A 14,338-nucleotide genomic window follows, 5' to 3' on the forward strand; every position below is an offset into this window, starting at 1 on the left:
TTCGCCCCCGCGTCAGGGGAGCGGGGTGTTCTGCGTGCCGAGGCGCGAGGCGTCGACGGTGTCCCGTGCGCCGCGGAGGACGCCGCCGAGGAACCCGAGGCCCCACGCGAGGTGCATGGTCGGGAGGACGAGGAGCGTCCACAGCCGCTGGCGCACGCCTCCGCCGCCGGGCGCCAGCGCGACGGCGAGCACGAGGAGCAGATACAGGGCGAGCGGCACGTACACGACGAGTCCCGCGATCAGGGAGGCCACCCCGCTGAGCACTCCCGTCAGCTGCAGCACGCCCACCACGAGCGCGAGCGCGACCACGAGGACGAGTGCGGGCGGTGCGAAGTAGCGGATGCCGTTGCGACGGCCGAACCGCCGCACCAGCTCTCCGCGCCACGCTCCGGTCGCCCGGAACTGACGCGCGAGTCGCAGCCAGCTCTCCCGCGGCCAGTACGTGACCGACAGCGAGGGGTCGAACCAGACGCGGTGGCCGGCCTGGCGGATGCGGAGGTTGAGCTCCCAGTCCTCACCGCGTCGGATGGACTCGTCGAACAGTCCGACCTCGTCGAGCACCTCGCGGCGCATCACGCCGAGGTAGGCGGACTCGGCCTCGCCCTCCTGGGAGCTGCCGTGGTAGGTGCCTCCGCCGAGTCCGACGGGGGAGTTGTAGAGTCGGGCGACCGCCTTCTGGAAAGGCGTCCGTCCTTCCGCATGCATGACGCCGCCCACGTTGGCGGACCCGGTGCGGTCCAGGGTCTGCAGGGCGCGAGCGGCGTAGCCCGGGGACAGCTCGGAGTGCGCGTCGACGCGGACGATCGTGGCGTAGCGGCTCGCGCGGATCGCGGCGTTCAGGCCGACCGGGATGTGGGCAGCGGGATTCTCGACCAGGCGGATGCGGTCGTCCTTCGCCGCGATCCGCTGTGCGAGTTCCGTGGTGCCGTCGGTCGAGGGGCCGAGCGCGAGCACGAGCTCGGTGGGCACATCGACGTCCTGCGCGAGCACGGACGCGACCGCGTGCTCGAGGTAGGCGCGCTCGTTGAGCACCGGCATCACGAAGGAGACCCCGGTCGGGGGAGTGGCGGACTCATCGGCTGGCACATGTCGATCATGGCACGGTGTCCTCCCGCGTTCCCTGAGGGGAAGCGCCCGCGTGGCCGGGCGTGGCCTGCCCGGTCGCTGTGCACAGGCCGGGGTATCCGGCGCGGACGAACTATTCTGGAGGGATGGGTGCATTGTCTGACGCGAAGAAGGCATACCGTCTGCTGAAGCGGGCGCTCGCGTCGCGCACCGCCGTGCAGCGCCTGCGCCGCCGTCTCGCCGAGCGCGAGCCGTTCCCGACCGACCACTTCAAGGTCGCGGTGTACTTCGCCGACGGTGCGGTCAACATGTACCAGATGCGTCAGTGGTACCGCCCGCTCAACGAGCTCGCCCGGCGCTGGCCGGTCGTCGTGCTCTCGCGACAGGCCACCGGCACCGAGAAACTGCTCGACGAGGACTCGCCGCCCGTCGCGTTCGTGCCGAAGATCCGCGACCTCGAGCGGTTCATCGCGACGCAGGACATCCGCGTCGTGCTGTACGTCAACCAGAACACCCGGAACTTCCAGATGTTCCGGTACGGCCGCCGCTGGCACGTGTTCATCAACCACGGCGAGTCCGACAAGATGTACATGACCACGAACCAGTACAAGGCGTACGACTACGCCCTGGTCGCCGGTCAGGCCGCGAGAGACCGACTGTCGCGCACCCTGTGGGACTACGACGTGGACCGCCGCACCATCGAGATCGGACGTCCGCAGGCCGACCACTACTCGGGCACGCTGCCGTACACGCCGGACGGGCGCACCGTGGTGCTCTACGCCCCCACCTGGGAGGGTGACCGCCCCAGCGCGCACTACGGGTCGATCGCGACGCACGGCGAAGCCCTGGTCGGTCGGCTGCTGGCCACCGGCTCGCACCGGGTGATCTACCGTCCGCACCCGCGCAGCGGTGTGGTCGACGAGGCGTACGGCGCCGCTCACCGCCGCATCCTCGCGGCGATCAATGCGGCGAACGCCGCGGATGCGACCGCCCAGCACATCTACGACGACGGGCCGGAGCTCGGCTGGCAGCTCACGGCCGCCGATGTCGCGATCGTCGACATCTCGGCCATGGTCTACGACCGGCTCGCCGCGGGGAAGCCGCTGATGATCACGCGGCCGACCGACGAGCAGGCCTCGGTCGACACGCAGGGCTACCTGGCGGACTGCGAGTGGCTCACGGTGGAGGGCGCGCGCGACATCGTCGCGGAGGTCGAGCGCGTGCGCGCCGATGAGGCCGCCATCGCCCGACTGCAGATGTGGGTGCAGCACTACTTCGGTGACACGACGCAGGGCGTGGCTACCGAGAAGTTCCACGCGGCGATCGACGGTCTCATGCAGAAGTGGGAGCACTGGCAGGCGCACGAGGTCGGCGCCGTCCGCGAGGACGAGGACGACGACGACGAAGAGGTCGCCGACGACGAGGACGCGTGAGCATGGACTTCCCGCTCGCGAACGGCATCGCTCCCCGGGTGGAGACCGTCGTCAGCACCGGCTCGACGAACGCCGATCTTCGGGAGCACGCGGCTGACGGCGAGGGATGGCCGCACCTGTCGACCCTGATCACGCGCGATCAGACCGCCGGGCGAGGTCGGCTCGATCGCACGTGGATCGCTCCCGCCGGCACCGCTCTGGCCGTCTCCGTCCTGCTGCGGTCGCTGCCGACCGACCCCGCGGCGCGCGGCTGGATCCCGCTCGCGGCGGGCGTGGCGATGGCCGAGGCTGTCGCCACGCAACTCCCCGCGCACGACGTCTCGGTCAAATGGCCCAACGACGTGCTGGTGGACGGGCGCAAGATCTGCGGCATCCTCGCCGAGGCGACGGCTGAGGCGGTCGTGGTCGGTGCGGGCGTCAACACGGCCATGACGGCCCAGCAGCTTCCCGTCCCGACGGCGACCTCGTTCGCCGCGCTCGGCGTGCGCGTCGACGAGGACAGGCTGGTCGCCGCCTACCTGGACGCGCTCGGCACCCACCTGGCGGCGCTCGTCGCGACCGGTGACGCCACCGCGAGCGGCCTGCACGACGCCGTGACGGCACGCTGCTCGACCCTCGGACAGCAGGTCCGGGTGTCGCTGCCGGCCGGGCGGACCCTCGAGGGGACCGCCGCCGGGCTCGATGCGGAGGGGCGCCTGCTGGTGAGCGTCGCCGGCGTCGAACACGCGATCTCCGCCGGCGACGTGGTGCACGTGCGCCCCGCCGGAAGCTGACACGCCGTCGCACGGCCGGCTTTGTCGCAGATCACAGGCACAATGGTGGGGTGACCCAGCCTGTGACGCTCGGCGGACGGCCCCTGATGCCGCCGCCCGGTACGCCCTCGGAGGAGTTGCTGATCGCGCGCTTCCGGAGTCATGCGCGACGGCTGTTCTGGTCCGCGCTCGTGCTCATCGCGGCCTTCGGGGCGACGGCCTACTTCTACGGCAACCTGCCGGCCGGGTTCGAGAACTGGATGCTCTTCGCCGCCGCCGGGGGGCTCGTGCTGCTCGCGGTCGTGATCCCGTTCGTGGTCTGGTACTCCCGGAGCACCACCGTGACGACAAGGCGCGTCATCGCCCGAGAGGGTGTGGGCGCGCATCGGCGTCGGGAGATGTCGCATGCCCGGGGCTACACGATCGCGGTTCGCCGCGGCCCTCTGCAGCGGCTCTGGGGCACGGGCACCATCACGCTGTCCAACGGCGTGGATGCGCCTCTCCGACTCGCGAACGTGCCGAACGTGACCCTCGTCCACGAGACTCTCGCCGACCAGATCGAGGTCGGTCAGATCCTGGCGCATCGCGATGCCCAGTCCGGTGGGGACGATCCCGCCTCGATGTGAACCCCCTCCGTGCTCGTCGGCCGCGTCGGTCGGTCGGCCGGATGCCGGAGCATGTCGATTCCGCCCGCGCCGGTGCGGGAGAATGGGGGCAGACGAATGGAGGCGGCATATGGCGCTGCGTGTTGGCGTGATCGGCGGAGGACAGCTGGCCCGGATGATGATCGCTCCGGCGGTCGAGCTCGGCCTCGATCTGCGAGTGCTCGCCGAGGATGAGGGGATGTCCGCCGGACTCGCGGCCACCGCGGTCGGCGACTACCGCGACCTCGAGGCCGTGCGCGCCTTCGTCGCCGACGTGGACGTCGTCACATTCGACCACGAGCACGTGCCGCAGGAGGTGCTGCGTGCGCTCGTCGCCGACGGCGTGGTCGTGCACCCGGGACCGGATGCCCTCCAGTACGCACAGGACAAGCTCGTGATGCGCGCGCGTCTCGCCGAACTCGGCGTGCCGCAGCCGGACTGGGCAGCCGTGCGCAGCGTCGCCGAGCTGCAGGCCTTCCTCGACGCGCATGCCGGTGCCGGCGTGGTGAAGACGCCGCGAGGCGGCTACGACGGCAAGGGCGTGCGGGTCGTGCGGGCGGCGGAGGATGCCCAGGACTGGCTCGACGCGCTCGACGGCGGCGACGCGCTCCTGGTCGAGGAGCTCGTCCCGTTCGTGCGCGAGCTCGCCCAGCAGGTGGCCCGTCGTCCGAGTGGTGACATCGTCGCGTATCCGGTGGTCGAGACGGTGCAGCGCGACGGGGTGTGCGCGGAGGTCATCGCGCCGGCCCCGGCCGCAGCCGAGCGTCTCGTGGAGGTCGCGGAGGGGATCGGTCGTGCCATCGCCGAGGGTCTCGGCGTGACCGGGATGCTCGCCGTCGAGCTGTTCGAGACCGACGACGAGCGCATCCTCGTGAACGAGCTCGCGATGCGGCCGCACAACAGCGGGCACTGGAGCCAGGACGGCGCCGTGACCGGCCAGTTCGAGCAGCACCTGCGCGCGGTCGCCGACCTTCCCCTGGGCAGCACCGCGCCGCGCGCGGCCTGGTCCGTGATGGTGAACATCCTCGGCGGACCGGCCGACGGCACGCTCGAGGAGCGTTTCGGCGCCGCGATGGCGGAACACCCGCAGGCGAAGATCCACACCTACGGAAAGGCACCGCGACCCGGTCGCAAGGTGGGGCACGTCAACGTCGCGGACGACGACCTCGACGACGCCGTGTACGTCGCGCGAGCCACCGCCGCGCATTTCCTCTGATCCGGCGCCCCGTGACCCGGCTCGGTGAGACGACACATGCGCGTCAAGAGGCGTGCCGTTCGGGGGTTCTCCCAGCGGTAGACCGTACCCTGATCTGGTGACCGAGCCACTGCACTCCTCCGCCGTTCCTCTGGTCGGCGTCGTCATGGGATCCGACTCCGACTGGCGGGTCATGAGCGACGCGTCTCAGGCGCTCACGGACTTCGGCATCCCGCACGAGGTGGAGGTCGTCTCGGCGCACCGCACACCCGACAAGCTCATGTCCTACGCGCGTGAGGCGCGGGCCCGCGGAATCCGCGTCATCATCGCCGGCGCCGGGGGAGCGGCCCACCTTCCGGGCATGCTCGCCTCGATGACGCCGCTCCCGGTGGTGGGCGTCCCGGTGCCCCTCGCGTATCTCGACGGCATGGACTCCCTGCTCTCGATCGTGCAGATGCCCGCCGGCATCCCGGTCGCGACCGTCTCCATCGGGGGAGCGCGCAATGCGGGCCTCCTCGCCGCGCGCATCCTCGGAACCGCGGACGACGACCTCGCCGACCGCGTCGAAGCGTATGCGCGCGATCTCGAGGCTCAGGTCGAGGCGAAGAACGAACGGCTGAAGGCGTCACTGTGACCCTTGCGCCTCCGCGCGCAACACAGCGCCCGCTCATCGAGTCCCGGCCGCTGCGGCACCCGGACTCCTCCGACGCGGGGACGATGGTCAAGCGTGGGTGGTGGCTCGTCGCCCTGAACGTCCTCCTCCCCGGATCGGCGCAGGTGCTCGCGGGCAACCGTCGGCTCGGGCGGTTCGGACTCGGCGCGACGCTGTTCGCGTGGTTCCTCGTGATCGTGGCCGCAGGACTCGCCCTCTTCGCGCGACCGGTCCTGCTGTGGATCACGATCGGCGGGGGCTTCTTCTCCGCCGCGGTCCTCACGATCGTCCAGGTGCTGCTCTTCGGCTACGTGGTGCTCTGGATCGTGCTGACCTTCGATGCCCTGCGGCTCGTGCGGCTGGTGAAGGTTCCCGGACTGTCGCGCCTCGCCATCCCCGTGGTGGCACTCGTGCTGCTGGGCCTCGTCGGCGGCGGGACCGCCTATGCGGCGACCGCCGTGGGGTCGGTGCGGAGCACCCTCGGTGCGATCTTCGGGCAGAGCGGCCCGAGTGTGGAGCCGAGCGACGGCTACTACAACATCCTGCTCCTCGGCGCGGACAGCGGTGACGGTCGTGACTCGATGCGATTCGACAGCATCTCCGTCGTGTCGGTGAACGCCGACACCGGAGCGGTCACGATCACCGGCATCCCGCGCGAACTCCCGAACGCACCGTTCAGCGACGGCAGCCCGATGCAGGAGCTGTACCCGAACGGCTTCGAAGGTCACGCCTCGTCCACCTGCGGGTGGAACGGCTGGATGAACCACGTGCGCAACGCCGCGGAGGTCTGTCGGGAGGACGGGGGGACGGGGCTCTACCCCGATGCCGTCGCCCATGGGTCCGATCCCGGTATCGAGGCGACGAAGGACGCCGCCGAGGGGGTCCTCGGGATCGAGATCCCCTACTACGTCTTCGTCGACATGCACGGCTTCGCCGAGCTCGTCGACGCTCTGGGCGGCGTCGAGATCGACGCCACGGAGCGCCTGCCCAAGGGTGGCCCGCCGGAGGGGTGGACCGGCACCGATGTGAACGAGTGGGCGATCGGCTGGATCGAGCCCGGCAAGCAGCACATGGACGGCGACACCGCCCAGTGGTACGCCCGGTCGCGGTACACGACCAGCGACTGGGATCGGATGAAGCGGCAGCGACAGCTGCAGGAGGCGATCCTCGCCCAGTTCACGCCGCAGACCGTGCTGACGCGGTTCAACGAGGTGGCGGCGGCCGGGACGGCGCTGATCAGCACGGACCTGCCCTCCGACAAGCTGCCGGAGTTCTTCGATCTGATGCTCAAGGCCAAGGAGCAGAAGGTCACGACGATCGAGCTCACCCCGGACTCCGGAGTGGACGAGCACCAGCCGGACTACGGATTCATCCACGACATGATCCAGCAGGCGCTGCACCCGCCGACGGAGACATCCACTCCCGCACCGTGACCGCGTGAGCGCCGGGTCTGCCGACCGCCCTCGGGGCGGGTGCATCCGAGATCTCACCGCGCACGTACCGCCGCACGCAGGTACCGCCGTACGCACGACAAGCCGTACGCTCGACAAGCCGTACGCACGACAAAGCCCACGGCTGTCACCTGCGAGGGAGGGACAGCCGTGGGCTTCCGGTGTTGTCACCGGATGCACCAGACGACGGTGATCGGAGGGGGAGGGATCACCGTCGTCCAGTCGACCACCGCGCGAGGCGGCAGCCGAACCTAGGCGCGCTTGCGGCGAGAGGCTCCGACCGCGACCAGTGCGCCACCGGCGACGAGTGCCGCGGCACCGCCACCGAGGATCCACGGCGAGACGCTTCCACCGGTGAGCGCGAGCTCGAATCCGTCGCCCGTGAGCGGCAGCTCGGCACCTGCGGGTGCGACAGCAGGGTCGTGGTCGCAGGTCGAGGCGGCGTCATGGCCGTGCGACACGGCGATCGTGGCGGTGTACGAGCGCGAGCCACCGAAGGCGATGGCGTAGGAGCCCTCTCCGTCGGACGGCGGGCGGAAGGTGAGCGTCAGGCTGCCGTCCGTGGCGGCGGTGTTGCCCGACACAGCGGCGTTCCCGGCGTTGAGGCCGGAGACCGAGACGTTCACGTTCTCGGACGGGAGGAAGTACCCCGGTCCGAACACGATCGTCGAGACCTCGCAGATGTCGATGATCGGATCTCCGACCTTGACGCCAGGAGGCGACGGGTAGGAGCCGGACGACGACGGAGCCGGTGCAGACGGCGCGGCGGTGGCGACGGCAGGCGCAGCAAGAACGAGCGCGCCGGCGGCAAGGCTGATGGCAGCCAGTTTCTTCAGCATGATTTCTCCCCAGAATTTCACGCGGAATTGCCTTCGAACACACCCCTGCGTTCGACTGCGTGGTGTCTTCCTGCCCCCACGGCAGAATTGCAGACACCAGATATTCCCCAGTGAGTCGACAGTACCCTATCGGGCGGGGAAAGTCACGACGCGCACTGAAGTGTGTCGCGCGCGATCTTCGGACCCTCGATGAGCGGCGTGTGCAGCACCTCGGTGAGGCGCTCTCCCGCTCCGGAGCCGGCGAACTCGAGCGTGATCGTGGTCGACTCGCCGGGGGCGAGGGACACCTCGTGCTGCACCACGGAACGGTCGCCGAGCATCGCTGTCTGCACGCCTTCTTCGGCGCCGTCACGGTCGATGTGAGAGGGTGTCGCGCCCTCCGGGCCGTAGATGGCGATCAGTGTCCGCACCGTCCCGGCCGGCACCCCGTACACGCCGTCGCCCGTGACGTAGCCCGGCAGCGAGGTGGCCGCATCGGCGGGCGCCGTGTTCTTCCAGGTCACCCGCACCTGAGTGGTCGGGGAGCCCTGGCACGTCCCGACGGCGGTCGTGATCGACGCGCGGGTGTAGTAGTCCATCTTGCCGCCGGTGCCGTCGTTGATCAGGACGCCCACGTACGTCGCGTCGGCGCTGTCCCGGGGGATCGTGCCGCCCAGGGCGGAGGACGCGAGCAGCGCCTCCTCGTCCTCGTGGGCGCTCCAGATGCGGATCCGCCCCTCGCCCGCGGCGTCGGCCATCGCGCCGATCAGGGCCTTCGGGTCTCCGCCGGTCAGGGCGGAGCTGAACAGGGCCGCCGCAGCCTTCGCGAAGATCTGGTCCTGTACCGCCGGGTCGGGGACCGCGGCGTAGATCTCGGAGAGAAGGATGTCGGTCACGGTGTCGGAGGTGGCGGTGAACGGGCCGAACGAGAGGTCGCCCGTCACCTTCATGAGGTGCCTCGCGACGACGGCGTCCACCGCGATGACGCCGTCGACGGTCCCGCCGAACCGGCCCTCCCAGCGCGCCGCGACGGTCTCGCCGGCCTCGGCGAAGTCCGGGATGCTGGTGATGTTCTGGAGGTAGCGTCCCGGACGATCCTCGAACAGGGCGATCGTCGAATCGCTGAGCGGCAGAGCCTTGTCGAGCGGCGGGAAGTCGCGCGTCGAGGCCTGCTTCTGCAGGGTGATCCGCCCGTTCTCGGCGTGGAGGAGGGCGATCGAGCCGATGATGCCGCCGGAGGAGCGCAGCTCCGCGTTGTTCTGCATCGCGAGGACGTAGTTGCGCGGTCCTTCGCCGCCGAGCATGGTCGGAAGCAGCACGGCCGCCCCGTGGAGCGAACCGACCGCGGTCGCCGCCTGGGTCACCGCCGATCGCATCTCGCCGATCGCGTCGGCGAGAGGGGGAAGGGTGGCATCGGCGTCGATGCGCCGGGCCTGTCGCTGTGCGGCGTCGAGGGCGGTGCTCGCGGTGCCGAGCGGCTTCTCGATGGCGGCGAACGGCTCGAGGTCGACGGCGCCGTTGCTGAACCCGAGACCGGCCAGATCCAGTCCGCCCGCCACATCGAGGAGGGGAGTGAGGGCGTCCTGCGAGACGTCGTCGGCGATCGCGGCGATCTCGCTCACGGCCCGGAAGTTCGGCCCCAGCCACGGGACCGCACCGAACGCGGCCCAGACGGGGTCAGAGGTGAGGTCTTCCGCGGAGGCTGCGTTGCGAGCGATGCTCTCGGCGATCGGCTTGGCGCCTTCGAGGTCGCCGGCCGCGATCGACGACTTGAGCTGCGACGCCCCCTTGGCCACGTGCTGGAGATTCGTGACAGCACCGATGCCGCGGACCGTCACCCAGCCGATCGCGATGATGAGAAGCGACAGCAGGATGCCGATGGTCCACCCGATCCATCGGCGCCGGACGGGAAGTCGACCATCGCTCACCCGAGCATTCAAGCATGAACCCCTGCGCCGGTGGTGGGGGAAATCTGTGGGAACGCTGACATTCGTGCGGCGCGTGCGGCGCGCTCCGCGGCGGAGTGAGGCGGCGAGGATAGCCTGAGCGCATGGGTGCTCGGCTGCGTGTTGTTCTGGATCAGCTCGTGCAGGTCGTCGACCCCGACCAGGCCTCGGCGTCGGTCGACCTGGTGGCGGGACTCGTCGCCACGGCGCCGTCGGGGTGTGCGGTGGATGCCATCGTCACCGCGGGAGCCGAGGTGCCGGTAGCGGGCATCGAGGACGTGCGGACGCTCGCGCTCGGCAGGCGTGAGATCGCGGCCTCCTGGCAGCTCGGGATCGCCCCCGGCGTCGGCGGCGGCCTCATCCACTCGCCGACCCTGATGGCACCGCTCGTGCGGCACGATCGCGTGCACGACAACGACCAGACGACCGTGACGCTGTGGGACCTGCGGGCCTGGGACGCACCGGAGGCACTGTCGAAGAGCGCGGTGGCGTGGCAGCGCGCCATGCTCCGACGCGCGGTGAAGCACGCCGACGCCGTGGTCGTGCCGTCGCACGCGGTCGCCGAGCGTCTGGCCGAGCTCGTGAAGCTCGGGGGGCGGATCCGGGTGATCGCGGGTGCCGCGCCGCGGTCGTTCGCGGTTCCGGCCGATGCCGCGGCACGCCGTGAGGCGCTCGGACTGCCCGAGGAATACGTGGTGCTGGCCGGTTCGCCGGCGACGCTCGCCGAGGGATTCCGAGGTGCGCTCGCCGCCGGGGTCGATGCGGTCGTGCTCGATGCGCCGGAGGGCGCGGAGCCGCGCCTGGTGGAGATCGCCTCCGCCGCCGGGCTGCCGGAGCGGAGGGCGCACGTCCGTGGCGCGCTGTCCCCGGCGGACCGGGCAGCGGTCCTCGCCGGCGCTTCGGCCTTCGTGTCGACCGATCCCGTGGCGGGGTGGCCGTGGCGTGCCGTCGAGGCGATGACGGTCGGGACGCCGGTGGTCGCGGTCGAGAGCGGGTCGCACTGCGACGTCCTCGCCGACGGCGGGATGCTGGTGCCGGCGGAGGGCATCGCGGAAGCTGTCGCCGACGCGGCGGGCGCCTCGTCGGCGCGGCTGCGGGTGCTCGCCGCCGACAGGTCCCGGGCCTTCTCCTGGGCGAGCTCGGCGGAGCGTCTGTGGGGGCTGCACGCCGACCTGTGAGCGGCTGAGAACAACCTGCGCATCGGCGCGACACGCCGAAATCTTGTCGCGTAACCAGCGCAACAGTGGCATCATCCTGCAACTTCCGTCACACTGGTCACATGTCTCGACGTGCCCCACGCTCGCGAAACACCCTGAGGACCTCCCCACTCCTCATCTGTTTCCTCGCTGTCTCTGCCCTGGTGATCGGGACGGCGGCCCCTGCTGCCGTCGCCCAAGCGTCCGTCTCTTCGGCTCCGGCGATCGCCTCCGGCGCTGTCTCGGGCCCCGCCGCGACAGGGATCGCGAAGAGCACCCTCGTCGGGTTCAATGCCGGCAACATCATCAGCGACGCCGTGTTCACCGACAAGCGCACGATGACCGAGCCGCAGATCCAGGCTTTCTTCAACAGCAAGGTCTCGCGCTGCCTGGGGGGGAGAGACGAGAACAACGAGGCGATCGTCTGCCTCAAGGACTTCAAGATGAACACGGTCACCCGGCCGGCGGACGCCTATTGCTCGGGATACAACGGCGCCGCGAACGAGTCGGCCGCACGGATCATCTACCGCGTGGCGCAGGCCTGCGACATCAACCCGCAGGTGCTCATCGTGATGCTCCAGAAGGAGCAGGGCCTCATCACCCACACCTGGCCGAGCGCCTGGCGCTATCGGATCGCCCTCGGACAGGGATGCCCCGACACCGCGCCATGCGACCCGAACTACATCGGCTTCTTCCACCAGATCTACGGCGCCGCGCGCCAGATGCAGATCTACATGGAGGGCAAGTGGTTCCAGTGGTACGCCCCGGGCAAGACCTGGAACATCCTGTACAACCCGAAGGCATCCTGCGGCACCTCGCCGGTGTACGTCGCCAACAAGGCGACGTCGGCGCTCTACTACTACACGCCCTACCAGCCCAACGCGGCGGCGCTGCGTGCCGGCTACGGCGAGGGAGACGGCTGCTCGGCATACGGCAACCGGAACTTCTACAACTACTTCACCGACTGGTTCGGTTCGACGCAGAAGCCACCGGCGTCCGACCCGCTCGGCGACATCCGGCGGGCGCACACCGGGCTCGGCGGCGCGACAGGAGTGCTCGGCGCTGCGAAGACGAACCCGACCTGCGGGGCGACGATCGCGCGGTGCACGGTGAGCTACGCGAACGGGATCATCACCTGGACGAAGGCACTCGGCGCGCTGCCGGTCTACGGTCCCGTCTACAAGGAATATGTGGCCCAGGGTGCCCTCGGCGGAAAGCTCGGTTATCCCAAGGATTCGCCGACGACCGTCACGGATCCGAACGGCAACGGCATCGCGCAGCAGTTCGACACGGGATGGATCCATCAGTCTGCGGCGGGAGCCTTCACATCGTCGAACAGGACGATGACGGCGTACTCGGCCGCCGGATGGATCCGCGGAAAGCTCTCCTGGCCCGTGGGACCGGAGGTCTGCACCTCGAAGTCCTGCATCCAGGACTTCGGCGACGGCGTCATCGGCTCTCTCACCGGGAAGCCCGCGGTCGCCGTCGTCGGAACGAACACCAAGGCGATCGATGCGGCATACACGGCGAGCGGCGGATCCACCGGACCGCTCGGGGCGGTGAAGGACACATTCACCTTCGTCCAGGATCCGAACGGCAACGGGCTCGTGCGTCAGTTCGCGAACGGGTGGATCCATGCGTCGGCTGCGGGTGCGTTCACGACGTCGAATGCGTTGATGACGGCGTACAGTGGCGCGGGTTGGCTGCGGGGGAAGCTCGGTTGGCCGACGAGTGACGAGTCGAAGGTGACGGATCCGAACGGCAACGGTGCTGCGCAGAGTTTCCAGGGTGGGTGGATCCATTCCTCGGCGAAGGGCTCGTTCACGTCGTCGGCGCGGGTGATGTCGGCGTACAGCAAGGCTGGCTGGGTGAGGGGTTCGCTCGGGTGGCCGGTGGGCGCGGAGGTGTGCACGGGGGTTTCCTGCGCGCAGGCGTTCGCTGGTGGCATCATCTCGTTCTCGGGCACTGCTGAGGCGACGAGCACGGTGGGCATCTCGAGTGCGGCGATCGCGAAGGTGCATGCCGATCCGGCGAGCAGTCCGGTCGCGCTCGGCTCGGCGGTGGACGCGTCCGCGTCGATCGTCGCGGACCCGCGCGGCAGCGGTCTGGCGCAGAAGTTCTCCGGCGGGTGGATCCATTCCTCCGCGGCAGGGACTTTCGCCTCCTCGAACACGATCATGACGGCGTACAGCGCTGCAGGGTGGGTCAGAGGCAAGCTGGGTTGGCCGACCGGTGCGGAAACGTGCACCGCGACCTCGTGCAGCCAGGTCTTCCAGGGCGGCACCATCGCCTATCAGAAGGGCAAGGCTGCGGTTCTCCTGCTGGGGGTCGAGGGCGATGCGATCGACGTCGCCTACGCCGCGCAGGGAGGAGCCGCGGGAGCACTGGGAGCGGCGGCCGCACAGCTCACCTTCGTCCAGGATCCGAACGGCAACGGGCTCGTGCGTCAGTTCGCGAACGGGTGGATCCATGCGTCGGCTGCGGGTGCGTTCACGACGTCGAATGCGTTGATGACGGCGTACAGTGGCGCGGGTTGGCTGCGGGGGAAGCTCGGTTGGCCGACGAGTGACGAGTCGAAGGTGACGGATCCGAACGGCAACGGTGCTGCGCAGAGTTTCCAGGGTGGGTGGATCCATTCCTCGGCGAAGGGCTCGTTCACGTCGTCGGCGCGGGTGATGTCGGCGTACAGCAAGGCTGGCTGGGTGAGGGGTTCGCTCGGGTGGCCGGTGGGCGCGGAGGTGTGCACGGGGGTTTCCTGCGCGCAGGCGTTCGCTGGTGGCATCATCTCGTTCTCGGGCACTGCTGAGGCGACGAGCACGGTGGGCATCTCGAGTGCGGCGATCGCGAAGGTGCATGCCGATCCGGCGAGCAGTCCGGTCGCGCTCGGCTCGGCGGTGGACGCGTCCGCGTCGATCGTCGCGGACCCGCGCGGCAGCGGTCTGGCGCAGAAGTTCTCCGGCGGGTGGATCCATTCCTCCGCGGCAGGGACTTTCGCCTCCTCGAACACGATCATGACGGCGTACAGCGCTGCAGGGTGGGTCAGAGGCAAGCTGGGTTGGCCGACCGGTGCGGAAACGTGCACCGCGACCTCGTGCAGCCAGGTCTTCCAGGGCGGCACCATCAACTACGTGAAGGGGAAGGCAGCGACCGTCGTCTACCGCTGACGCTCCGTTCCCGCCAGGGCTG

At 69.9% G+C, this 14,338-nt stretch carries 11 protein-coding genes; 8 read left to right on the forward strand and 3 right to left on the reverse strand.

What is annotated here, in order from left to right; genetic code table 11:
- Positions 1–12: 12 nt before the first annotated feature.
- Positions 13–1,086, reverse strand: a complete 1,074-nt coding sequence (locus MME74_RS06360; protein ID WP_267417896.1) for a glycosyltransferase family 2 protein — start codon at positions 1,084–1,086, stop codon at positions 13–15.
- Between the two features lie 125 nt (positions 1,087–1,211).
- Here MME74_RS06360 and MME74_RS06365 point away from each other — a divergent pair, with 125 nt between their 5' ends.
- The 6 genes from MME74_RS06365 to MME74_RS06390 all read left to right on the forward strand — a co-directional run bounded on the left by MME74_RS06365 (position 1,212) and on the right by MME74_RS06390 (position 7,174).
- A complete protein-coding gene (locus tag MME74_RS06365) occupies positions 1,212–2,498 on the forward strand; it encodes a CDP-glycerol glycerophosphotransferase family protein (protein ID WP_267417897.1) in 1,287 nt (428 codons plus the stop codon).
- Positions 2,499–2,500: 2 nt separating this feature from the next.
- Complete coding sequence (locus MME74_RS06370; RefSeq protein WP_267418526.1) at positions 2,501–3,271, forward strand: biotin--[acetyl-CoA-carboxylase] ligase; 771 nt, start codon at positions 2,501–2,503, stop codon at positions 3,269–3,271.
- Positions 3,272–3,321: 50 nt separating this feature from the next.
- The gene (locus MME74_RS06375; RefSeq protein WP_416383334.1) at positions 3,322–3,876 is read left to right on the forward strand and encodes a PH domain-containing protein; all 555 of its coding nucleotides are present in this window, start codon (positions 3,322–3,324) and stop codon (positions 3,874–3,876) included.
- 109 nt (positions 3,877–3,985) lie between these two features.
- The gene (locus MME74_RS06380; RefSeq protein WP_267417898.1) at positions 3,986–5,110 is read left to right on the forward strand and encodes a 5-(carboxyamino)imidazole ribonucleotide synthase; all 1,125 of its coding nucleotides are present in this window, start codon (positions 3,986–3,988) and stop codon (positions 5,108–5,110) included.
- Positions 5,111–5,255: 145 nt separating this feature from the next.
- Positions 5,256–5,723 carry a 5-(carboxyamino)imidazole ribonucleotide mutase gene (purE, locus tag MME74_RS06385; protein WP_267418528.1) on the forward strand — a complete coding sequence of 156 codons (468 nt, stop codon included), beginning with the start codon at positions 5,256–5,258 and terminating at the stop codon, positions 5,721–5,723.
- Entirely contained in the window at positions 5,720–7,174 is a 1,455-nt protein-coding gene (locus tag MME74_RS06390; RefSeq protein ID WP_267417899.1) for an LCP family protein, read from the forward strand. The genes purE and MME74_RS06390 overlap by 4 nt, the downstream gene beginning before the upstream one ends.
- 269 nt (positions 7,175–7,443) lie before the next feature.
- Here the strand turns inward: MME74_RS06390 and MME74_RS06395 are convergent, their stop codons facing one another.
- Positions 7,444–8,031, reverse strand: coding sequence for a hypothetical protein (locus MME74_RS06395; RefSeq protein ID WP_267417900.1), 588 nt, complete (start codon positions 8,029–8,031; stop codon positions 7,444–7,446).
- Between the two features lie 143 nt (positions 8,032–8,174).
- Positions 8,175–9,938, reverse strand: a complete 1,764-nt coding sequence (locus tag MME74_RS06400; RefSeq protein ID WP_267417901.1) for a DUF4012 domain-containing protein — start codon at positions 9,936–9,938, stop codon at positions 8,175–8,177.
- Positions 9,939–10,060: 122 nt separating this feature from the next.
- On the opposite strand from MME74_RS06400, the gene MME74_RS06405 reads away from it, so the two are divergent.
- On the forward strand, positions 10,061–11,134 hold the full coding sequence (locus MME74_RS06405; protein ID WP_267417902.1) for a glycosyltransferase: 1,074 nt from the start codon (positions 10,061–10,063) through the stop codon (positions 11,132–11,134).
- Between the two features lie 182 nt (positions 11,135–11,316).
- Entirely contained in the window at positions 11,317–14,316 is a 3,000-nt protein-coding gene (locus MME74_RS06410) for an LGFP repeat-containing protein (RefSeq protein ID WP_267417903.1), read from the forward strand.
- Positions 14,317–14,338: the final 22 nt, after the last annotated feature.

The organism is Microbacterium oxydans, assembly GCF_026559675.1.
Lineage (GTDB): Bacteria > Actinomycetota > Actinomycetes > Actinomycetales > Microbacteriaceae > Microbacterium > Microbacterium oxydans_D.

Excerpts from the sequence above, each read along its gene's own strand:
- MME74_RS06365 (WP_267417897.1), top strand. The coding sequence starts at position 1,212 with ATGGGTGCATTGTCTGACGCGAAGAAGGCATACCGTCTGCTGAAGCGG.
- MME74_RS06370 (WP_267418526.1), top strand. The coding sequence starts at position 2,501 with ATGGACTTCCCGCTCGCGAACGGCATCGCTCCCCGGGTGGAGACCGTC.
- MME74_RS06380 (WP_267417898.1), top strand. The coding sequence starts at position 3,986 with ATGGCGCTGCGTGTTGGCGTGATCGGCGGAGGACAGCTGGCCCGGATG.
- purE (WP_267418528.1), top strand. The coding sequence starts at position 5,256 with ATGGGATCCGACTCCGACTGGCGGGTCATGAGCGACGCGTCTCAGGCG.
- MME74_RS06395 (WP_267417900.1), bottom strand. The coding sequence starts at position 8,031 with ATGCTGAAGAAACTGGCTGCCATCAGCCTTGCCGCCGGCGCGCTCGTT.
- MME74_RS06405 (WP_267417902.1), top strand. The coding sequence starts at position 10,061 with ATGGGTGCTCGGCTGCGTGTTGTTCTGGATCAGCTCGTGCAGGTCGTC.